17 protein-coding genes are annotated in these 22,333 nt (G+C 71.8%); 16 read left to right on the forward strand and 1 reads right to left on the reverse strand.

From position 1 onward, the window contains the following. Positions 1-14: 14 nt before the first annotated feature. Positions 15-1,115, reverse strand: a complete 1,101-nt coding sequence (locus tag ACGWYJ_RS21665) for a TIGR03857 family LLM class F420-dependent oxidoreductase (protein ID WP_395108069.1) — start codon at positions 1,113-1,115, stop codon at positions 15-17. A gap of 260 nt (positions 1,116-1,375) precedes the next feature. On the opposite strand from ACGWYJ_RS21665, the gene ACGWYJ_RS21670 reads away from it, so the two are divergent. The 16 genes from ACGWYJ_RS21670 (at position 1,376) to ACGWYJ_RS21745 (ending at position 22,323) form a co-directional block, all read left to right on the forward strand. Further along, the gene (locus tag ACGWYJ_RS21670; RefSeq protein WP_395108047.1) at positions 1,376-2,821 is read left to right on the forward strand and encodes an aldehyde dehydrogenase; all 1,446 of its coding nucleotides are present in this window, start codon (positions 1,376-1,378) and stop codon (positions 2,819-2,821) included. Between the two features lie 46 nt (positions 2,822-2,867). Beyond that, positions 2,868-3,818 carry an NAD-dependent epimerase/dehydratase family protein gene (locus tag ACGWYJ_RS21675; protein ID WP_395108048.1) on the forward strand — a complete coding sequence of 317 codons (951 nt, stop codon included), beginning with the start codon at positions 2,868-2,870 and terminating at the stop codon, positions 3,816-3,818. A 28-nt stretch (positions 3,819-3,846) separates the two neighbouring features. After that, the gene (locus tag ACGWYJ_RS21680; protein ID WP_395108050.1) at positions 3,847-5,073 is read left to right on the forward strand and encodes a cytochrome P450; all 1,227 of its coding nucleotides are present in this window, start codon (positions 3,847-3,849) and stop codon (positions 5,071-5,073) included. Beyond that, positions 5,070-7,397, forward strand: coding sequence for a CoA transferase (locus tag ACGWYJ_RS21685; protein WP_395108051.1), 2,328 nt, complete (start codon positions 5,070-5,072; stop codon positions 7,395-7,397). Before ACGWYJ_RS21680 ends, ACGWYJ_RS21685 begins: the two co-directional genes overlap by 4 nt. Positions 7,398-7,429: 32 nt before the next feature. Next, the gene (locus ACGWYJ_RS21690) at positions 7,430-9,013 is read left to right on the forward strand and encodes a class I adenylate-forming enzyme family protein (RefSeq protein ID WP_395108052.1); all 1,584 of its coding nucleotides are present in this window, start codon (positions 7,430-7,432) and stop codon (positions 9,011-9,013) included. Between the two features lie 38 nt (positions 9,014-9,051). Beyond that, positions 9,052-10,224: an acyl-CoA dehydrogenase family protein gene (locus ACGWYJ_RS21695; protein ID WP_395108053.1), complete on the forward strand. Its 1,173-nt coding sequence runs from the start codon at positions 9,052-9,054 to the stop codon at positions 10,222-10,224. 10 nt (positions 10,225-10,234) lie between these two features. Then, entirely contained in the window at positions 10,235-11,263 is a 1,029-nt protein-coding gene (locus tag ACGWYJ_RS21700; protein ID WP_395108055.1) for an acyl-CoA dehydrogenase family protein, read from the forward strand. A gap of 73 nt (positions 11,264-11,336) precedes the next feature. After that, positions 11,337-12,959 (forward strand): class I adenylate-forming enzyme family protein, encoded by a 1,623-nt coding sequence (locus tag ACGWYJ_RS21705; protein WP_395108056.1) that lies wholly within the window; start codon positions 11,337-11,339, stop codon positions 12,957-12,959. Next, positions 12,956-14,098 carry a thiolase C-terminal domain-containing protein gene (locus tag ACGWYJ_RS21710; protein WP_395108057.1) on the forward strand — a complete coding sequence of 381 codons (1,143 nt, stop codon included), beginning with the start codon at positions 12,956-12,958 and terminating at the stop codon, positions 14,096-14,098. The genes ACGWYJ_RS21705 and ACGWYJ_RS21710 overlap by 4 nt, the downstream gene beginning before the upstream one ends. A 29-nt stretch (positions 14,099-14,127) precedes the next feature. After that, on the forward strand, positions 14,128-14,907 hold the full coding sequence (locus ACGWYJ_RS21715) for an enoyl-CoA hydratase/isomerase family protein (RefSeq protein WP_395108058.1): 780 nt from the start codon (positions 14,128-14,130) through the stop codon (positions 14,905-14,907). Positions 14,908-15,235: 328 nt separating this feature from the next. Then, positions 15,236-16,189 (forward strand): ABC transporter permease, encoded by a 954-nt coding sequence (locus tag ACGWYJ_RS21720; RefSeq protein ID WP_395108059.1) that lies wholly within the window; start codon positions 15,236-15,238, stop codon positions 16,187-16,189. Beyond that, positions 16,186-17,082, forward strand: a complete 897-nt coding sequence (locus ACGWYJ_RS21725; protein ID WP_395108061.1) for an ABC transporter permease — start codon at positions 16,186-16,188, stop codon at positions 17,080-17,082. Before ACGWYJ_RS21720 ends, ACGWYJ_RS21725 begins: the two co-directional genes overlap by 4 nt. Before the next feature lie 16 nt (positions 17,083-17,098). Then, complete coding sequence (locus tag ACGWYJ_RS21730) at positions 17,099-18,664, forward strand: ABC transporter substrate-binding protein (RefSeq protein WP_395108062.1); 1,566 nt, start codon at positions 17,099-17,101, stop codon at positions 18,662-18,664. Further along, the gene (locus ACGWYJ_RS21735) at positions 18,661-19,701 is read left to right on the forward strand and encodes an ABC transporter ATP-binding protein (protein WP_395108064.1); all 1,041 of its coding nucleotides are present in this window, start codon (positions 18,661-18,663) and stop codon (positions 19,699-19,701) included. Before ACGWYJ_RS21730 ends, ACGWYJ_RS21735 begins: the two co-directional genes overlap by 4 nt. Further along, on the forward strand, positions 19,691-20,749 hold the full coding sequence (locus ACGWYJ_RS21740) for an ABC transporter ATP-binding protein (RefSeq protein ID WP_395108066.1): 1,059 nt from the start codon (positions 19,691-19,693) through the stop codon (positions 20,747-20,749). The genes ACGWYJ_RS21735 and ACGWYJ_RS21740 overlap by 11 nt, the downstream gene beginning before the upstream one ends. A 2-nt stretch (positions 20,750-20,751) precedes the next feature. After that, entirely contained in the window at positions 20,752-22,323 is a 1,572-nt protein-coding gene (locus ACGWYJ_RS21745; protein ID WP_395108067.1) for an ABC transporter substrate-binding protein, read from the forward strand. The last annotated feature ends 10 nt before the right edge of the window (positions 22,324-22,333 follow it).

The raw sequence follows: 22,333 nt of genomic DNA on the forward strand, positions 1-22,333 counted from the left end.
GTACCCTTCCGTTCTCAGATGGTGGCGTGGCCGCGGTAGTGCTCGGCCAGCGGGCCGAGCTCGCCGCCGACGACGCCGTGCAGGATCAGTTCGTCCGCGCCCGCCTCGACGTACTCGGCGAGCCTGGCCTCGACGGCGGCGACGTCGCCCGCCGCCGAGGAGGACGGCAGCCAGGACGCCGGCATCCCGTCGCACAGGTCGATCAGCTGCTGCCGGGTCAGGTGCTTGTCGGCCGGCAGCCCGCCGAGATCGGTGAGCGTCTTCTGGGCGCGGTACGCGGCCAGGTCCGACTCGTCCCAGCCGTTGGCGCGCGCGATGGCGTCCCCCAGCCCCGGGACGGAGAGGTAGCCCGCCGCGCGGGCGTGAATCGCGAGCCGCTCCCGTTCCGGGGTCACGGCGGGGGCCACCGCGACGGTGGCGACGCAGCGCGCGGCGTCCGGGTCGCGGCCGGCGGCCTCGGCACCCTCGCGCAGCGCCGTCCGTGACCTCCGCACCGCATCGGGGGTGAGGAACGGATGCAGGATCACCCCGTCGTAGCAACGGCCCGCCAGGGCGATCGTCTTGGGCCCGACCGCCGCGAGCAGCATCGGGGGTGGCGCGAGGTCGAGTTTCACCGGTAGGCGCAGGCTTGGGAAGTTCCCCAGCGGCCCGTCGTAGGAGACGGTCTCGCCGTTCCAGAGCCGGCGCAGGATGTCGGCGGTGTCGCCGAGCATCCGCAACGTGGGGGACACGGTGCCGTAGGACGTCCAGCGCCAGTCGGCGGACCTGCCGAAGCCGAGCGTGAACCGCTCGCCGGTCAGCGCCTGCAGGGTCTGGCCCATGGAGGCCAGGACCATCGGATGCCGCAGGATCGGGTGGGTGATGGCGGCGCCGATCCGGACGCGTTCGGTGACCTGGCCGATGGCCGAGGCGAGTGCCGGCAGGTCCTTGGAGTCGTAGCGTTCGCCGATCCACACGGCGCCGAGGCCGAGTGCCTCGGCGGCGCGCGCCTGGTCCAGCCCTTCGCGCGGGTTGTGGGCGGCGCCCGGCAGAACGTAGCAGCCGAGGCGGGTGAGCGCCCCGGGCCGGGAGGCGGGCGAAGCGGTGGTGGACGTGGTGGGGGACGGGCTGTTGATGGCGGCACCCCGACTTCCTGGACGGTTCGTGGAGGGGGACGGAGCCGGTCGAACCGCTCAGTCCGAACCGAATCTTACACACCATCCACTTATTGTCGAAGGGCTGCCGGCGGCCTGCGCCACCGACCAGACACCACGTAGTGCTCGCCTTGGTGATCGCCAGGCCAGGCGAAGGGGATTGACGCCCGGGAGGGCTGATTCTAATCTTTCTGACACAATGCTCACTAATAGGTTTCGCTGTCCGGACGCGGGAGCCGCCGATGCTGACCCATGATCGCCTCTTCCTGGGAGGCGGCTGGAAGGAGCCCGCGGGGCGCGGCCGGATCGAGGTCGTGTCCCCGGCGACCGAAGAGGTGATCGGGTGGGTGCCGGACGCGGCCACCGCCGACGCCGACCACGCCGTCGAGGCCGCGCGGGACGCCTTCGACCGCGGCCCCTGGCCGCTGCTGGACGTCACCGAGCGGATGGAGTACGTGCGCCGGTTCGCCGCCGAGATCCGCGAGCGAGGCGACGAACTCGCCGATGTCCTGTGCGCGGAGGTGGGGCTGCCCCGCCACACGCTCCCCGCGGGCCAGCTCGCCAAGACGGACGCGACCTTCGAGGCGTTCCTGGACCTGGCCGCGGACCACCCCTGGGAAGAGACCCGGACCGGCTCGGGCGGCCGGCGGCTGCGCGTGCGGCACCTGCCGGTCGGGGTGGTGGCCGCGATCGTCCCCTGGAACGCGCCGCTGCTCATCACCGCGATGAAGCTCGCCCCCGCGCTCCTCGCCGGGGCCACGGTCGTGCTGAAGCCCGCGGCGGAGAGCCCGCTGCACACCTACCTGCTTGCCGAGGCCGCGCTCGCGAGCGGGCTGCCGCCGGGCGTCCTCAACATCCTGCCCGCGGGCCCGGAGGTGAGCGAGCATCTGGTGCGCCATCCCGGCGTGGACAAGGTCAGCTTCACCGGGTCCACGGCGGTCGGCCGCCGGGTCGGCGCCATCTGCGGCGGCGAGATGAAGCGTTGCACGCTGGAGCTGGGCGGCAAGTCCGCCTCGATCGTGCTGGACGACTTCGAGCTCACGCCGCAGGGCGTGCGGATGCTGGTGACGGGCGCCATGGTCAACAGCGGTCAGGTGTGCGCGGCGCTCAGCCGGGTCCTGGTGCCACGCGGCCGCTACAAGGAGGTCGTCGACGCGATGGCCGAGACGGCGGGGGCGCTGGTCGTCGGCGATCCGTCCGATCCCGCCACCGACATCGGCCCGCTGGTCTCCCGGCGGCAGCGCGACCGCGTCGAGCGGTACCTGCGGATCGGCCGTGAAGAGGGCGCCACCGCGGTGGTGGGCGGTGGGCGCGCCGACATGGAGCGCGGCTGGTACGTCCAGCCGACCGTCTTCTCCGGCGTCGACAACGGGATGACCATCGCCCGGGAGGAGATCTTCGGCCCGGTCGCCGCCGTCATCCCCTACGAGGAGGAGGCGGAGGCGATCGCGCTGGCCAACGACTCCGACTACGGCCTGGCCGGGGCCGTCTGGACGGCCGACCCCGACCGCGGCGCGCTGGTCGCGGGCCGCGTCCGTTCCGGAGCGGTGGCGGTCAACGCGCCCGGCGCGCTGGACCCCTTCGGCCCGTTCGGCGGGCTCAAGCAGTCGGGCATGGGCCGGGAGGGCGGCCATGAGGGGATCGCGGCCTACACCGAGCTCCAGACGATCCTGCTGCCCGCCCGATGACCCGGCCCCCTGAATTCACCGAAGGTCCTGAAAGGAAGCAGTGCGGATGACCATTCTCGTGCTGGGCGGTTCCGGCCTCGTCGGACGCAAGCTCACCCGCCGGCTGCTCGACGAGGGCCACTCGGTCGTGGCCTGCGACGTCGCGGCCCCCGCCGAGGCCGTGCGCGGCGAGACCGAGGGCGCCGTGCACGTGCGCGCCGACATCTCCCGGCTCGACCAGGTGCTCGGCGTCGTCAAGGAGCACGGCGTCACCCGGATCGCGCTGCTGTCGTACATCATGGGCCCGCTGATGTCGCCCGACCACGCGGAGATCCTGCGGGCGATCGAGGTCAACGTCACCGGCGTCACCAACGTGCTGGAGGCGGCGCGCCTGGCGGACGCCCGGCGGGTGCTGTTCCTGAGCACCGTGGGCACCTACGGCCCGCCCTCCCTCTACGGTGACCGGCCGGTCAACGAGGACGACATCCTGGCGCCGCAGAGCATGTACGGGCGGATGAAGGCGCTCAACGAGTCCGTGGCCGACCGCTACGCCTCGCTCTACGGGCTGGAGGTGGTGAAGGTCCGGCCGTCGGCGATCCTCGGTCCCGGCAGCACCATCTGGCCGGCCCGCCTGCTGGAACGGGTGGCCGTCGGGGAGCCCGGCGTGGTGCCGTACGCGCCGCAGGCCCGCGACAACATCATCGCCGCCGAGGACCTGGCCGTGCTGCTGTCGCGCCTGCTCACCGGGGAGCGCCCCAAGCACGGCACCTACCTGGGCGCCGCGCACAACATCACGATGAGCGAGCTGGTCCAGGTGACCACCGAGCTGATGCCCGGCGCCCGCTTCGAGCACCCGAACCCCGACCGGCGCCCGACCTACCCCGGGGTGTTCGACAACGCCCGGGCCGTCGGAGAGTTCGACTGGAAGCCGCGCGGCGTGCGGGAGACCGTGCTGGCGCACATCGACGACGTCCGCCGGGACGCCGGGCTCGCCCCGCTGGCACCACCCAAGCCCTGATCCGCCGCGGTTTGATCGAAGGAGCAGCATGACCACTTCCACAGCGCTCGCCGGCGGGCTGGACGACGTCGATCTGAGCGATCCGCATTTCTACGTGGGAGATCCGCACCCGGTCTACGCCCGGCTGCGCGCCGAGGCCCCGGTGTACTGGTCCGAGCGTGGCGGCTTCTGGGCGCTGTCGAAGTTCGAGGACGTCCGGCACGTCGGCCGCAGCACCGACCTGTTCTCCTCGGCCCGCGGCACGCTGATCAGCGACGCCCGCAACCGGGACGGGAACGGCCCGCACATGGAGGGCGCCCACCACCTCATCCGCAGCGACCCGCCCGCGCACACCGAGCTGCGGCGGCTGGTGTCCAACTCCTTCCGCCCCAAGGCGGTGAAGGCGCTGGAGGAGAAGACCCGCAGGATCATCCGCGATCTGCTGGCCGAGGTCGAGGAGGGGACGGTCCACAACGCGGTCGCCGCCGTGTCCGCGCCGGCCACCACCTACGTCATCGCCGAGCTCATGGGCGTCCCGCAGGAGCGCTGGGCGGAGTTCTGGACTTGGACCAACAGCGCCATCCTCCAGGTCGACGGCCGCGACGACCCCGAGCACGCCGCCAACATCGCCGCGCTGCTGGACTACTTCCGCGAACTGTGCGAGGAGCGCCGCCGCGATCCGGGCGACGACATCATCACCGACCTGGTGCAGGGGACGTTCCAGGGAGAGCCGCTCAACGAGGTCGACCTGCTGACCTACTGCAAGCTGCTGCTGGCGGCGGGTACGGAGACGACCCGAACGCTGGTCACGGGCGGGATCGACCTGCTGGCCCGGCATCCGGACCAGCGGCGGGCCCTGGTGCGCGACCCGTCCCTGATCCCCGGCGGCGTGGAGGAGATGCTGCGGGTGGTCAGCCCTGTCGTCGCCTTCGCGCGCACCGCGCGGCAGGACGTGGAGATCCGGGGCACCACCATCGCGGCCGGCGACTATGTCGTGCTGCTGTACCCGAGCGCCAACCGGGACGAGGAGATCTGGCCCGATCCCGACACCTTCGACGTCACCCGCCCGGAGAAGCGGAACGTGGCCTTCGGGTTCGGCCCCCACGTGTGCCTCGGCGCTCCGCTGGCACGGATGGAGGGCAAGGTCATCTTCGAGGAACTGCTGGCGCGGTTCCCTGATTTCGCGCTCGCGGGCCCACCGGTCCGGCGCGCCTCGACCCTGGTCGCGATGTACGACGCGCTGCCCGTCATCTTCGGTGAATCGACGCCGGCATGACAGCACCGGACGATGTGACCGGGCCGAGTCCGCTGCGGGGCGTTCGCGTCCTCGAGGTCTGCGGGAACCCGGCCGGACGGGTGGCGGGCATGCTCCTCGCCGACCTCGGCGCCGAGGTGGTGCGGGTGGTCGGGGGAGCGGCTGATCGGGACGCGATCCCGGCGGAACCCGGGGAACTGTGCTGGGATCGGGGCAAGAGTCTGGTCGCCATCGACGCCGGTGCGCTGCCCGAGGTGGCGCGCACGGCCGATGTCCTGCTGGTGGACCATTCGCCGCGCGCCCTCCGCGCGGCCGGGCTCGCGCCGGAGGAGATTCGGGACCGAGCTCACCGCCTCGTCCATGTGTGGGCGCCGCCGTATGCCGCCCGCGGTGAATTCAGCGAATTGCCGGCGGATCCGATCCTGCTGGACGCGCTCGGCGTCGCCGGGCGCTACCCCTCCCGTACCGGGGGACCGGTGGCCCCGGTGGTTCCCACGACCACCTACGTCCATGGGGCGATGATCGCCGCCACGGCGGTGGCCGGGCTGGTGGGACGGCGGCGCCTCGGCACCGGGACGGCCGTCGAGGTCAGCGGGCTGCACGCCATCGCGGCCCAGATGACCACGATGATGGTGGAGGGGCTCGACCAGCCGGTCTTCTCGCCGGGCGCGTCCGGAAGTCCCGCGCCGTGCTGGCGGGCGTACCGGTGCGCCGACGGGCGCTGGTTCTTCCTGGCCACGCTCACGCCGGGGCTGTTCTTCCGCGCCCTGGAGGCGCTGGACCGCATGGACATCATGGTCCTGCCGGAGGTCGCGGGCGAGTTCTCCAACATCCTCGTCGAGGACGCCGGCGGCCGCGTCGTCACCGCCGAACTGGAGGCGCTGTTCGCGTCCAGACCGTGCGGGCACTGGCTCGAGCTACTGGAGAAGGCGGCCGTCCCGTGCGCGCCGGTCGCCACCCGGGACGAGTGGATCCGCGGCGATCCGGTCGTGGCCAACGCGGGGACGGTGGTCCGCGAGCATCCTGAACTGGGTCCGGTGACCATGCCCGGCTCGCCGATCATCTTCGCGGGGGCTCCGGGATCGCCCGGCCGGATTCCTTCGCCCGAACCCTCCGTGCGCGCGCCTGGGGACCTGTGGGCGGCTCCCGCGACGGCCGATCCTTCGCCGGAATCCGCAGCCGAGGGGCGTGCCGTCCTACCGCTGGCCGGCGTGAAGGTCCTCGACGCCTCGACCTTCCTCGCGGCCCCGTTCGTGGCGTCCCTGCTGGCCGACTTCGGCGCGGACGTCGTCAAGGTCGAGCCCGCCGCGGGCGACCCGTACCGCGTGTATCCGGTTTCCTTTCTCGCGGTCAATCAGCGCAAGCGCGGCATCGCCCTCGACCTGACCAAGCCCGAGGGCGCCGACGTGCTGCGAGCGCTGGTTCGCGGCACCGACGTGCTGGTGGAGAACTTCCGTCCGGGACGGATGGCCCGCATCGGCCTGCCCCCGGACTCGCTGCGCGAGACGAACCCGGGACTGGTGCACTGCTCCGTCACCGCCTACGGGCAGGACGGTGCGAGCGCCGACGCACCCGGCTTCGACCCGATCTTCCAGTCGCTGAGCGGCATGGCCTCGGCGCAGGGCGGCGACGGGGAACCGATCATGTCGGCGATGCCCGCGCATGACACGTGCACCGGGGTCCTCGGTGCCCTGGGAGTCCTGGCGGCGCTCTACGCCAGGGGCGACGGCGGCTCTGGCACGCAGGTGGCCGTGTCCCTGGCCGCCACTTCCACCTACCTGCAATCCGCCGAGTTCACGGATTACGCCGGACGCCCGGCGCCTCTCCGAGGCGGGACGGACTTCCGAGGGCCGGCTCCGGGGCACCGCTACCACCGCTGCTCGGACGGCTGGATCGCCATCGCCGCCACCGGCGCCGGTCAGCCGGCGGCCCTCCGTCAAGCCCTTGATCTCTCCGAATCGTCCGAGGACGACCTGCCGCGGATCGAGCGGGCGTTGCGCGGCCACACCGTCCGGCAGGCCCTGCGCCTGCTCTCCGGTCGCGGCGTGCCCGCCTGCCGTGTAGTGCAGCCCGAGGGGTGCCTGGACGACCCGTTCCTGGTGGACAACGAGTTCGCCCATCTCGTCCACGATCCCGAGCTCGGGCGGCTCAGGGTGGTCGCCGGTTACGCGCTCTGGGCCAGCGGAGACGGCCGCGCGGCGTCCGCGTCGTTCGCTCCCGGCCAGGACGGCCGCCGCATCCTGGCAGCCGCCGGCTATGGCGGCGACCGGATCGAGGCGCTGGTGGCCAGGGGCGCGGTGGCGGGGCCGGTATTGCCAGGCGATCAGCAGGCCCCTACTATCTGACATAGTGTTCATTTTAGCCGCAGGAGCATCACATGGCAGAACCAGCAGTTGACTACCCTGGTTTGGGTGAGGTCGGCGGGATCTGGGAGCTGGTGGATCGGCGGGCAGATCTGACGCCTCAGTCCGTGATGGTGACGGACGAGCTCCGGCGGCGCGTCACCTTCGGGGAGTTCCGCGACCGGGCGCTGCGGGCGGCGGCCGGGCTCTGCGACCACGGGGTGCGCCCCGGCACGGTGGTCTCCTGGCAGCTGCCCAGCCGGATCGACACGATGGTCCTGTTCGCGGCACTGTCCCGGCTGGGCGCGGTGCAGAACCCGCTGATCATGATGCTGCGGGAGCCGGAGCTGGAGTTCATCTGCGGGCAGCTGAGCAGCCGGTTGCTGGTCGTCCCCGAGCGGTTCCGGGGTCACGACCACGGCAAGATGGCCGACGCGATCGCCGCCGGCCAGGACGGCCTCACCGCGATGCTGGTGGACGGCGGCCTGCCGGAGGGCGATCCCGCCACGCTGCCGCCGCCAGTCCCGGCAGGGGACGCGGAGGCCCGCTGGATCTTCTACACCTCCGGCACGACGTCCAGGCCGAAGGGCGCCCGGCACACCGATCGGGGGCTGCTCGCCGCGGCGATGACCTACTGCGGGGCGATGGAGCCCACGCCCGAGGACCGGATCGCCTCGCTCGCCCCGATCGCCCATGTCGGGGGGATCCTGCACGTGCTCACCAGCCTGATCAGCGGCGCGTCGATGATCATCGCGGATGTGTTCGAGCCGGCCGCCGTCGCCGAACTGCTGGGCGAGTGCGGCGTGACGATCGGCGGCAGCGGGGTGCCCTTCGGCCGGGCGTTCCTGGAGCTCCAGCGGGCCCGTCCGGACCGGCCGCTGTTCCCGGAGATGAAGGCGTTCCTGGTGGGCGGCTCGCCGCGGCCGGAGTCGCTGCACTACCAGATCCGGGACGAGCTGGGCGGGGTGGGCCTGGTGTCCGGCTACGGCCTGACCGAATGCCCCTACATCGCCTGGGGGACCCTGCACGACACCGACCATGAACACGCCACGACGGAGGGCCGCCCCGGCCCGGGCACCGACCTGCGCGTTGTGCGCGGCGACGGCACCCTGGCCGACCACGGCGAGACCGGCGAGCTGCGGGTCAGGGCGCCCCAGCTCATGCTCGGCTACGTCGACCGGGCACTGGACCGCGACGCCTTCGACGAGGACGGCTACTTCCGCACCGGCGACCTGGCCTTCCTCGACGAGCGCGGCTATGTGACGATCACCGGCCGGCTCAAGGACGTGATCATTCGGAAGATGGAGAACATCTCCGCCCGGGAGGTCGAGGAACACCTCATCACCCACCCCGGAGTCGCGGACGCCGCGGTGATCGGCGTCCCGGACGAGGAGGCCGGTGAGCGGGTGTGCGCGGTGGTCGTCCCGGCCGATCCGGCGGCGCCGCCCGGCCTGGCGGAGCTGTGCGAGCACGCGCGCGGCCGCGGATTGAACGTGCGCAGGCTGCCGGAACGGCTGGAGATCGTGGACGAGTTGCCGCGCAACGCCATGGGCAAGGTCGTCAAGCCCCGGCTGCGCGAGCGGTTCGGCGCCGCGGACGGACCGGTGGCCGGTACCTGAAACGGTCCCGGGCGACCGTCCTCATCGAAAGGTAGGGAATGGACCTCGACTTCACCGACGAGCAGCGCGAGTTCCGCGAGGAGGTGCGCACCTGGCTGGAGGAGAACAAGCCGCGGGAAACGCGCCCGCACGATTCGGCGGCGCGGCGCGAGTACGACCTGGCGTGGCAGCGGACCCAGTGGGAGAGCGGCTGGGCGGGCATCTCCTGGCCCGCCGAGTACGGTGGCCGCGGTCTCTCGCTGCTCGAGCAGCTGATCTGGTACGAGGAGTACGGCCGGGCGGGGCTGCCATCCCTCGACATGACGTTCGTCGGGCTGCACCACGCGGGCCCCACGCTGATGGCGCGCGCCCGCGACGACCAGAAGGCCGCGCACCTGCCGCCGATCCTGCGGGGGGAGGTGGTGTGGTGCCAGGGCTTCTCCGAACCCGGTGCGGGCTCGGACCTGGCGTCGCTGAGCACCCGCGCCGAGATCGACGGTGATCACCTGGTCGTGACCGGCCAGAAGGTGTGGACCAGCTTCGCCGACCAGGCGGACTGGCAGGAGCTGCTGGTGCGCACCGGCCGCGAAGGCTCCAAGCACGACGGCATCACCTGGGTCATCTGCGACATGAAGAGCCCCGGCGTGGACGTGCGGCCGATCGAGACCATGGACGGCGGGCACGACTTCTGCGAGGTCTTCTACGACGAGGTCCGCATCCCCCTCGACCGCGTGGTCGGCGAGGTCGGCGACGGCTGGCGGGTGGCGATGGCGACGCTGTCGTTCGAGCGCGGCACCGCGTTCATGGCCGGCCAGGTGCGGCTGGCGAGCACGGTCGAGCGGTTGATCCAGATGGCCGGCGAGCGGCCCGGCCCCAATGGACGCGGCTCGCTGCTGGACGACGTGGAGACCGCCCGGCGGCTCGCCGAGCTGCGCGCGGAGAACGCCGCCCTGCGCGCGGTCACCTATCTGGGCGTCTCGCGCGCGGCGCGCACCGGCTCGCCCGGACCCGAGGGCTCCATCACCAAGCTCTACTTCGCCGAGCTGGAGCAGAAGGTCGCCAGGACCGCCATGGACCTGCTCGGGCGGGACGGACTGCGCATGGTGTCCCGTTGGGACACCGGCGGCTGGTCGGGCCAGTGGCTGACCGCCTTCTCCGCCTCCATCGGCGGGGGAACCTCCGAGATTCAACGCAACATCATCGGGGACCGCGTCCTCGGTCTCCCACGCTGAGAGGACTGTCATGGATCTCCTGCCCACCGCCGAGCAGCAGAGCATCGCCGACACCGCTGCGGAGTTCCTGCGCAACGAGATGTCGACCGCGCTCATCCGCGGCGGGCGTGGCGACGCGGCCTGCGTGCCCGCCGTGGCCTGGAAGGAGGGGGCCGCGCTCGGGTTGCTGGGACTGTCACTCCCCGAGGAGCACGGGGGCGCGGACGCCGGGCTGGCCGAGGAGATGCTGGTGTTCCGGGAGGTCGGGCGGATCCCCGCGCCCGGCCCGTTCCTGTCCTGCGTGCTGGGGGCGCGGGTGGCCGCCGTGGCGGGCGACGCGGACCTGGCCGCCTCCATCGTCGGCGGCGACGCCCAGGTCGGGCTCGGGCTCCCGCGCCCGGGCACCGTGTCGGGGCCGATCAGGCTGGACGGCCCGCTGGATCTGCTCGACGTGCCCGTTCCCGGCCATGTCCTGCTCATCGCCGAGGACGGTGCCGGCCTGGTGCACACCGACGCCCTGTCTGACGTCAATCCGGGCGAGGCCATCGACCCTGGGGTACGGATCAGCGACGCGGTCGCCGGCAACGCCCCGCTGCTCCACTACATCCCCGCCGATCGCGAGCCGCTGTATCTGCGGGCGACCGTGCTCACCGCCGCGCTGCTGACCGGCATCGCCGAGGCCGTCCGGGACGCCTCGGTCGCGCACGCCAAGACCCGCGAGCAGTTCGGCCGTCCCATCGGCGTGCATCAGGCGATCAAGCACCGGTGCGCCGACATGGCGGTGCGTGCGGAAGCGGCGATGGCGCAGACGTTCTTCGCGGCCATCGCGGTAGACGAGGGGCGCCCGGACGCCGAACTGCAGGCGCGCAGCGCGCTGATCGTCGCGGCGCGGGCGGCGCGCCTCGGCGCCGCCGAGAACGTGCAGATCCACGGCGGGATCGGCTACACCTTCGAGGCCGACGCCCACCTGTACGTCAAGCGCGCGGAGGTGTGGTCACAGGTCCTCGGCGGGCGCGCCGGCCACCTGGACCGGCTGCTGCGGCTCCCGGAGGCGGCATGAGCGAGCGGAGCGAGGGCATGAGCGCGGCTCTTGCCGGGGGGTGTGGGGGGTCGCCCCCCACGAGGAGCAGAGCATGAGCGCACACGCGGCCCCCGGCGGGACGCGGGTCATGCCGCTGATGGGAGAGCACGCCGTGCTCGGCGAGGCGCTGGCGGCGGCGGGGGCGCAATTCGGTGACCGGGACGCCTACGTCGAGGGCGGCGACCGGCTGAGCTATGCCGAATGGGACCGCAGGGCGTCCGCGCTGGCGGCGCGTCTGGACGGGCGTGGCGTGCGGCGCGGCGACGTGGTGGCGCTGATGCTGCCGCCCGGCATCGACTACGCGGTGTGCTACGCCGCAGTGGTGCGGATCGGGGCGGTGGTGACCGGCCTCAACACCCGGCTCGGTCCCGCCGAGACCGGAGCGATCCTCGAGCGGTGCGTGCCCGCACTGGTGATCCGGGACGGGGACGCCGGACTGCCGGAACCACCGGCGGGCCTACCGGTCCTCCCGCGCTCGGAGCTCGCCGGCACCTGGCGTGACCCTGCGCCGGACGGCGGCCCCTGGGACGTCCAACCCGACGACCCGGCGGTCATCATCTGGACCAGCGGGACGACCGGCACCCCCAAGGGCGCCTGGTACGACCATCGCGGCCTGGCCGCCGCGGCCCGCTCGTCCGGTGTCATGAGCGCACCGTTCGACCGGCGGCTGAGCTCCACGCCGTTCGCGCACGCCGGGTACATGGGCAAGGTCTGGGATCAGATCGCCTGGGGCGTCACCCTGGTGCTCGGTCCGGCCCGCTGGTCCGCCGGGGAGATGCGCGACCTGCTGCGGCGGGAGCGGATCACCGTGGCGGGCGGCGTCCCGACGCAGTGGGCCAAGCTGCTGGAGGCGTCCGGCGCCGGTGGGGCCGACGCACCCTCGGCCTTTCCCGACCTGCGCCTTGGTGTCTCCGCGACCGCCCCCGCGGCACCGGACCTGGTGGAACGGGTAGGCGCGGTACTCGGTGTGCCATTGATCGTCCGCTACGCGATGACCGAGTCCCCGAGCATCTCGGGCACCGCGCCCGAGGACCCACCGGAGATCCAGTTCCGGACGGTGGGGCGCCCCCAGGAAGGCATGGAGGTCGTCGCCGTCGACGCGGACGGGCGTCGCCTCCCCCCAGGCGAGGTGGGCGAGATCCGGGTGCGCGGCGCTTGCGTGATGCGCGGCTACTGGCGTGACCCGGAACGGACCGGCGCCGCCTTTGACGATGCCGGGTGGCTGCGCACGGGCGACCTGGGATCGGTCACCGAGGAGGGCTACCTCGCGCTGGTGGGCCGCAGCGGTGACATGTACATCCGGGGCGGCTACAACGTCCACCCCCTCCAGGTCGAGAACGTGCTCGGCACCCACCCCAAGGTCGCGCGGGTCGCCGTCGTGGGCGCGCCCGCACCGGTGATCGGCGAGATCGGTGTGGCGTTCGCCGTGCCCGCGGACCCGTCCGACCCGCCGGACCTGGCGGAACTGCGGTCCTGGGCCGAGGAGCGGCTGGCCGACTACAAGGCGCCCGACACGCTGGTGTTGCTGGACGAACTCCCCTTGACACCGATGGCGAAGGTGGACCGGGCGGCGCTGCGCGCGCGGGCCGCCACGATCCGAGAGAGGAACAAGACGATCATGACGACTCAGCCGCGCCCGTGCGCGACCGGCGCGACCGGCGAGAGCGCGCGATGAGCCGCCGGGTGGCCATCGCCGGTGTGGCCCTCGCCGATCCGGGCGCGGCCGGTGGCTCCCCGATCGAGCTGATCGGTCAGGCGAGTCGGCGTGCGCTGGACGACGCGGGGCTGCGTCCCGGCGATGTCGACGGGTTCGGCTCGACCGGCCTGGGCGCGCTGCCCCCGATCGACGCCGCCGAGTACCTGGGCCTTCGGCCGCGCTGGATCGACTCCACCGCGGTCGGCGGCGCGGCCTGGGAGGTGATGGCCGCGCACGCCGCCGACGCCATCGCCGAGGGGCACGCCGACGTGGTGCTGCTGAGCTACGGCTCGACGGCACGCTCGGACATCAAGCGCGGGCTGCGCACCGCCAACCTCAGCTGGGGCGCCCGTGGCCCGCAACAGTGGGAGACACCGTACGGGCACACCCTGATCTCCAAGTACGCGATGGCGGCGCGCCGGCACATGCACGAGTACGGCACCACCATCGAGCAGCTGGCCGAGATCGCGGTGTCGGCGCGGTTCAACGCCGCCGGCAACCCCGAGGCCGCGTACCGCGACCCCATCACGGTCGACGACGTGCTGGGCGGCCCGATGATCGCCGACCCGTTCACCAAGTTGCACTGCTGCATCCGCTCCGACGGCGGGGCGGCGGTCGTGCTGGTGGCCGAGGACCGCATCCCCGACCTGCCCAAGTCGCCGGTGCGCATCCTGGGGGCGGGGGAGAGCGTGAGCCATGTGTCGATGAGCCAGTGGGAGGACTTCACCACCGGGCCCGCCGCGGTTTCGGGGCGGCTCGCCTTCGAGCGCGCCGGTGTCCGCCCCGAGGACATCGACGTCTGCGAGCTGTACGACGCCTTCACCTACATGCTCCTGGTCACGCTGGAGGATCTGGGGTTCTGCAAGCCGGGTGAGGGTGGGCCGCTGGCCGCGAGCGGTGCGCTGCGGCTGGGCGGCGCGCTGCCGACCAACACCGACGGCGGCGGGCTGTCGGCCTGCCATCCGGGGCAGCGCGGGCTGTTCCTGATCGTCGAGGCGGTGCGGCAGCTGCGCGGCGAGTGCGGCCCGCGCCAGGTGCCCGATGCCGAGCTGGCCTGCGTCAGCGGCACCGGCGGCTGGTTCTGCTCCAGCGGAACCATGATCCTTGCCAAGGGCTGAGGCCCGGAGTCCCCCGAAGGAGGAACAGCATGGGCGAGCCCGACAAGCCCACGATCGAGGTCGAGGTGGACGGCCATGTCGCCACCGTGACCCTGAACCGTCCCGACCGGCTCAACGCGTTCAACGAGCGCATGACCGAGGAGGTCGGCGACCTGTGGCGGCGGGTGCGCGAGGACGACGAGATCCGCGCGGTGGTGCTGCGCGCCGCCGGTGACCGTGCGTTCTGCACCGGAATGGACGTGCGCGAGGGGCCGTGGTGGACCGACGTCGGCGTCTGGAGCCGGCAGGACCCGGGCGCACGGCTCGGCCCCAAGCAGCAGGGCGTCTGGAAGCCGGTGATCGCGGCGGTGCACGGCATGGCCGCGGGCGGTGCGATGTACTTCCTCAATGAGGCCGACATCATCATCTGCTCGGACGACGCGGTGTTCTTCGATCCGCACGCCGACGGCGGGATCGTCTCGGCGCTGGAGCCGGTCGGCATGCTGCACCGCGGTGTTCCCCTCGGGGACGTGCTGCGCTGGGCCCTGACCGGAACGCGGGAGCGGATCGGCCCGCAAACCGCTCTGCGCCTCGGCCTGGTCACCGAGGTGGTGACGCGGGAGGAGCTGTGGCCGCGTGCCGCCGAGCTCGCCGCCGAGATCGCGGGGCGGCGGCCCGAGGGGGTCCAGGGCACGGTCCGCGCCATCTGGGAGGCGCTCGGTCAGACGCCCGCCGTGACACGTGCGACAGGCCTGCTCTACACGCAGGTGGGCAACGGTGACGCCCGGCCTGGCCTCAGCCGGGACAAGGGCTCGCCGCGTGTGCGCTGAACGCGCACCCTCCGGGAGCGCCGGCGCCCCGGATTCCCCGGGCAGCCGGCTCTCCTGCGTTCGGTTCTGACTAGAGCATCACCTTTGCCGCAAAGTCGGTGTCGCGTCGTCGATCGTGACGATCACGACCTTCGTTTGGTGATTTTGCTCTTCAGGGAAGTAGCGCCGATCACATTTAGGTGCATCCAGGTCTTGTTGCCGGCGTCACAGCTCCCTAGTATCTGACATTAGTATCACTTTGCGGGGCGCTGCCTCGGTGAGTGTGCTCGCACGTAGCAGACCGTCCGCTCCCGCTCCCGGCGGACCAGAAGGGAAGTGATGGGCGGCGATGCTCTGGTTCGGAGTCAAGCGGCTGGCCCGAGGACTGCTGGTCGTACTGTTCGTGAGTTTTCTGGTGGTCGCGCTGCTCGGGCTGGCGCCCGGCTCGCCGGCCACCGTGATCCTCGGTGAGAACGCCAGTCCCCAGGCGGTGGCCGAGCTGGAGCAACGGCTGGGCCTTGACCAACCGGTCTGGACGCAATGGTGGGACTGGATCCTCGCCGCCTCCCAGGGCGACCTGGGCACCTCGCTGGTGACCGGAGTCGCGGTGCTCAAGGCCGTGGTGACCGCGCTGCCGGTGACCCTAGAGATCGCGGTGCTCGCCCTGCTGATCTCGCTGCTGGTCTCGATGCCGCTGGCGCTGCTGGCGGCGCCGCGGGCCGGCTCGGCGGTGGACCGGGGGGTCAGCGCGCTGACCTCGGTGCTGCTGGCGATCCCCGCGTTCGTGGCCGCGCCGCTGCTGGTCTATCTGTTCGCCATCCAGCTCCGCTGGTTCCCGGTCACCGGCTGGGTGCCGCTGTCGGAGGGGATCGGCGCCAACCTGCGCAGCGCCTTCCTGCCCGCCCTGTCGGTGGCGCTGATCGAGATAGCCGCGTTCCAGCGCGTCCTCAGGGCGGATCTGGTGACCACCCTGCGCGAGGACTACATCGACGCGGCTCGCACCAAGGGGCTGACCGCACGGTACGTACTCATGCGGCACGCGCTGCGCCCGTCCTCGTTCTCGCTGCTCACCGTCTCGGGCGTCAGCCTGGGACGCCTGCTGGGAGGGACCGTCATCGTGGAGTACCTGTTCACGCTGCCCGGGCTCGGGCAGCTCGTGGCCACCGGCGTCTCCTCACGTGACGTGGTGACCGTCCAGGGCGTGGTGGCCTTCGTCGCCATGGCCTACGTGCTGGTCAACACCCTGGTCGACATCGGCTACGGATTCCTCGACCCGCGGATCCGGCTGGCGGGTGCCCGATGAGCGCCCCGGCCGCGCCCGTCATCAAGGGCAAGGACACCCCGGACGCCGCCACGGCCCTGCCCGCCGTTCCGAAGGTACGCCGGCGCCGCTCGCCTCTGCTGTGGCTGTCGGTGAGCTGGCTCGCCCTCGTCGTGCTGCTCGCCGCGTTCTCCGCCCTGCTGCCACTGGCCGGGTACGGGGTGCCCGCGGGCTTCCCGCGCTCCGGCCCGACCCTGTCCCTTGACGGTCTGCTCGGCTTCGACCATCTCGGCCGGAGCGTGCTGTCGCGGGCGGTCTACGGCAGCCGGGCCTCCCTCATAGTCGGGGCGGTCTCGTCCGTCACGGCGATGGTGGTGGGGACCCTGTTCGGCCTGATCGCCGGTTACTTCCGGGGCTGGGTCGACGCCGTGGTCATGTACCTCACCGATGCGCTGCTGGCCTTTCCCCCGCTGGTGCTGCTGCTGGCGCTGGCGTCAGTGCTGCGCCCCAGCTACACCACGCTGCTGGTGGGGCTGACCTTGGTCGTAATCCCGCCGTTCGCGCGGCTCGCCCGCGCCAACACCCTGGCCTGGAGCAACCGCGAGTTCGTGCTCGCCGCCACCAACATGGGCGCGGGCAGGCTGCGCATCGCGGTCCGGGAGGTACTGCCCAACATCCTCCCGCCGGTGGTGGCGTACCTGCCCACGGTACTGGCGGCGCTGATCGTGGCCGAGGGATCGCTCAGCTTCCTCGGCATGGGCATCCCCTCGCCCACCCCGAGCTGGGGCGGCATGATCGCCGACGGTCGCACCCAGCTGTACGAGGCACCGCAACTGGTGCTGCTCCCGGCACTGATCATCTTTCTGACCGTCTTCGCGCTCAACCAGTGCGGCGACCACTTCCGCGAGCGCGTCGACCGCGCCGTCCACGACTGATCGTCAAGGAGCCCTCATGAAAGCGCTCAGAATCACCCCACTGATCGTCGCCATGGCGGGGGCGCTCGCGCTCACCGGCTGTGCCGCCGAGGAGGGCGGCCGGCCGTCCGGCGACCCCAATGCCGCCGGACCGCCCCAGGCCGGGGGCACGATGCGGCTTGCGACCTACTCCGAGCCGCGCATGCTCGACCCCGCGCTGATGATCAACCAGTACTCCAATCACGCGCTGTTCGGGAACGCGCTGTTCGGCACGCTGGTGACCCCCGGGCAGAAGGAGGGCACCGTCCGCCCGGGCCTGGCCGAGTCGTTCGCGACCACCGACAAGGGGACGACCTGGACGGTGAAACTGCGCGACGGCCTGACGTTCTCCGACGGGACGCCGCTGGACGCCAAGGCCGTCGAGGACAACTGGCGGCGGACGGCCGACCAGAAGCTCGGCTCGGAGTCCCGGCCGGCCGCCGCCCTGGTCGAGGAGTACGAGGCGAAGGGCCAGACGCTGACGGTCAAGCTGGGTTCGCCCTACAACACCTTCCCCGACGCCGTCATGGCGACCTCGCTGAACTGGATCGCCTCCCCCAAGGCGCTGGCGACCGGTAGCAAATTCAACGACAACCCGGTCGGTGCCGGCCCGTTCGTCCTGGAGAAGTGGACCCGGGGCGGCGAGATGCGGCTGAAGAAGAACCCCTCCTACTACGCCGAGGGCCGCCCCTACCTGGACGCCCTGGTGCTCAAGCCCGTCCAGGACGAGGACCAGCGCTTCAACAACGTCCTGACCAACGGCGCGGACGCCGCGGTGACCGCCACCCCGCAGCTGCTCGACCGGGCGCGAAGCGCGGGCCTGCCGATCTACGAGTTCCCGACCAGCGGCGGGATCAAGGCGAACTTCAACGCCCGGATCGCGCCCTTCAATGACCCCCGGGCCCGCATGGCCGTGGTCAAGGCGCTCGACATGAACGCGATCAACCAGGCCACCTACGCGGGCAAGGCCGAGGTGCCACAGTCACTGTTCGCCAAGGACTCGCCGTACTTCAAGGCCGACCTGCCCTCGGCCAAGCAGGACAAGGCCACCGCGCAGAAGCTGTTCGACCAGCTGGCCGCCGAGGGCAAGCCCGTCAAGTTCAAGATCACCTCGTTCCCGTCGGCGTCCGGGCTCAAGGCCGTCCAGTCGATCCAGGCGCAGCTGAAGACCTACCGGAACGTCACCGCCGAGGTCGAGGTGCTCGACTACCCCGCGGCGCTGGCCAAGCAGCTGGACCACACCTTCCAGATGATCCCCGGCGGGATCATGTTCCGTGAGCCGGCCTTCGCGCTGTACTTCGAGCTGCACAGCAAGTCCAGCGGGAACATCTCCGGCATCGCCGACCCCGAGCTGGACAAGGCGCTGGAGACCGGCCGGTCCAGCGCCGACCCGGCGGAGCGGAGCGCGGCCTTCGCCACGGTGTCCCGCAAGTTCGCCGAGCTCAACCCGCTCCTGCTCTACGTGCGCGCCAACCCGACCGTGATCGCGTCGAAGAAGGCGCACGGCTTCGAGATGTACAACCGCGGCTCGCTGCTGGTGGACGGGATGTGGCTGTCACGATGAGCGCGGCGGAGGCGGGCGCGCTGCTGGACGTCGAGCATCTGCGCACCTACATCGGTACCCCGGCCGGGACCGTGCACGCGGTCGACGACGTCTCCCTGAGGTTGCGCAAGGGCGAGGCGTACGGGCTGGTGGGGGAGTCGGGATCGGGCAAGTCCATGTTCGCCCGTTCCATCCTCGGGCTGCTGCCCAGGACCGCGGCCCGCTCCGGCACGGCCATGTTCGACGGCCAGGACCTGCTGCGCCTGGATGGTTCCGCGCTGCGGGAGATCTGGGGCAAGCGGGTGGGCGTGGTCTTCCAGGACCCCAGCCGTTCCCTCAACCCGGTCGTCAAGGTGGAGCGCCAGCTCACCGAGGGCATGCGCCGCCATCTGGGGATCGGCCGGACGGAGGCCACCCAGCGGGCGGTGCGGTTGCTCGGCGAGGTGGGCGTGCCCGATCCCGAGCGGCGCCTGGACAACTACCCGGGCCAGCTGTCGGGCGGGATGCGGCAGCGGGTCATGATCGCGATCGCGCTGTCCTGCGAGCCGGACCTGCTCATCGCCGACGAGCCGACCACGGCGCTGGACGTCACCATCCAGCGCCAGATCCTCGACCTTCTCGGCCGGATCCGCAGGGACCGCGACATGGCCATGATCCTGATCAGCCACGATCTCGGCGTGATCGCGGGCCGCACCGACCGGGTCGGCGTGATGTACGCGGGCCGCCTGGTGGAATCCGGCACCACCGCGGAGGTCTTCGCCCGTCCCCGGCACCGCTACACCGAGGCGCTGCTGGCCGCCACCCCGTCGGTCACGCTGCCGCGGCACAGCCGGCTCAAGGTGATCGCGGGCGGGTTGCCGGACGCGCACCATCCCCCGGCGGGCTGCCGCTTCGAGGCTCGCTGCCCGCACCGCAGGGACGCGTGCGCCGACCCGGGGCCGGAACTGGTGACCGTCCCCGGCGTCGACCATTCACACCGCTGCCTGTTCCCGGTCGGCACCGGGGACGGCCGGTCGGACACCGACCTGGTACTTGAGGAGGTCTCCGATGGCCGGTAGCGGCACGGCGCACCTGCGTGCAGAAGACGCCCTGTTGCGGGTCGAGGACCTAGAGGTGGAGTTCAAGACCCGGGGCGGCACCGTGCGCGCGGTCTCCGGGGTCACCTTCGACGTGCTGCCGGAGGAGACCCTGGGCATCGTGGGCGAGTCCGGCTGCGGCAAGTCCACGCTGGGACGCGCGGTGCTGCGGCTGGCCCCGCACGCCGGTGGGCGGATCGTCTTCGACGGCGCGGACATCACCGGCGCGAAGGGCCGGGAACTGCGGGCACTGCGCCGCCGCATGCAGATGGTCTTCCAGGACCCGGTGGGCTCGCTCAACCCGCGGCGGCACGTCCGCGACCTGGTCACCGAGGGGCTCACGGTGGCCAAGGCACCGGCCGCCGAACGCGAAGAGACCGCCCGGTCGGTGCTGTCAAGCGTCTCCCTGCCCTACGACCGCTTCGCCGGCCGCCTGCCCGGGCAGCTGTCCGGCGGCCAGGCGCAGCGGGTCGCGATCGCCCGCGCCATCGCGGTGCGGCCGTCCCTGCTGATCTGCGACGAGGCGGTGTCCGCACTGGACGTCTCGGTGCAGGCGCAGATCATCAACCTGCTGGAGGACATCAAGAAGGAGTTCTCCCTCACGGTGGTGTTCATCGCGCACGACCTGGGCGTGGTGAAGACCATCAGCGACCGGGTGCTGGTGATGTACCTCGGCAAGGTGTGCGAGTTCGGCGAGCCGGAGGCGGTGTACGAGAACCCGGCGCATCCCTACACCAGGGTGCTGCTGGACTCCGTCCCGTCCGCGGACTCACCGGACGGGTTCGCCGGGCCCGCGCTCGAAGGGGACGTCCCCTCGCCGTTGTCGCCGCCCTCCGGCTGCCGGTTCCGGACCCGCTGCCCGCGCGCGCGTGACCTGTGCGCCGAGCGGGAGCCGCAGATCCGGCAAGTGGAGTCCGGCCAGTACGTGGCCTGCCACTTCCCCTTGGAAACGCCCGTCCAGGAAACGTCCTCCGGGACGTCCGTGGACGCGCCCCCCGCCGCCCCCTCGGAAAGGACCGGCAAGGAGTGAAAATGAGAATCCGAACGCGGCGGTTCTTCGCGCCGGTGCTGGCCGCGATGGTCATGCTCGCGTCCGGTGCGGCGTGCTCGGCGCAGCCCCCGTCCGCCGGCACCGGCAAGGACGAGGGACCCCCGCGCCGCGGTGGTGAACTCGTCCTGGCCATGAGCGTCGAACCGCGCAGCCTGGACCCGGTCGTCATGGTCAACAACTGGGGGATCCACAGCACCCTGGGCAACGCCCTGTACGGAAGCCTGATCGGCGAGGTGTCGGAGACCGACGGCAGCGCGGGCAAGGGCCTGACCGAGAGCCTGAAGAGCGACGACAAGGGACTGCACTGGACGCTGACCCTGAAGGACGGACTGACGTTCTCCGACGGCAGCCCGCTGGACGCCGAAGCGGTCGCGTTCAACTGGAAGCGGCACCAGGACCCGAGGTCGGCGTCCCAGTCGAAGGCGGCCGCCGCTATGATCAAGTCGGCCGAGGCGGACGGGCGGACGCTCTCGATCACCCTGAAGCGGCACGCGCCCCAGTTCCCGCAGACTGTGGTGAACAGTGCGCTCAACTGGATCGCCGCCCCGGCGGCGTTGCGCAAGGGCGCCGGATTCAACACCACTCCCGTCGCCGCGGGACCGTTCGTCGTCAAGAGCTGGGCGCGCGCCGACAAGATCGTCATGGCGCGCAACCCGCATTACCACGACAAGGGCAAGCCGTATCTGGACGGGCTGACCGTCCGGTTCAACCAGGACGAGCCCGGCCGGCTCACCATGCTCCAGGCCGGCGCCGCCGACATCACGAGCTTCAACAGCCCCGCCTACGCCGCCAAGGCCGAGGAAAGCGGCATGCGGGTGGCGCGGCAGCGGCTCAACGGCGGGAACATGCTGTGGTTCAACGCGAGGTCCGCGCCGTTCAACGACCCGCGTGCGCGGCAGGCGGTGGCGAAGGCCGTCGACCCCAAGGCCCTCAACGCGGCCGCCTATCTCGGCAAGGCCGAGGTTCCCTCGACGCTCTTCGCCAAGTCCTCGCCGTTCTTCGCGGCCGGACTGCCCGTCACCGGATATGACAGGGCGGGCGCGCAGCGCCTGTTCGACCAGCTCGCCGCGGAGGGGAAGCCGGTCAGCTTCACCATCAGCACCTTCTCCAGCAGCGAGACGAAGAAGGTCGTCGAGACCGTCCAGTCGCAGCTGGGCACGTACCGCAACGTGCAGGCCAAGGTCGAGGTGATGGACAGCACCGCGGCGCTGGGCAAGCTGGCCGACCGGTCCTACCAGGCGATCCCCGGCGGCTTCGCCTTCGCCGACCCCGAACCGCTGCTGTATGAGAACCTGCACAGCGAATCCGCGACCGACCGGGTCGGTTTCAAGGACGGCAGGCTGGACGCGGCGCTGCTCAAGGGACGCGAGGCGACCACCGTGGCCGAGCGCAGGGCGGCCTACAGCGAGGTGGCCAAGCTGCTCGCCGAGCTCAACCCGGGCATCCTCTACGTCCGCACGCCGTTCCCGCTGGCCGCCGGTCCCAAGGTGGGCGGGTTGCGCGACTACAAGCAAGCGGACGTCGTGGCCGCCGAGATCTGGCGGATCGGCTGATCGGCCAGGG

Origin of the sequence: Actinomadura sp. SCN-SB, assembly GCF_043906805.1 — a bacterium.
GTDB lineage: Bacteria > Actinomycetota > Actinomycetes > Streptosporangiales > Streptosporangiaceae > Spirillospora.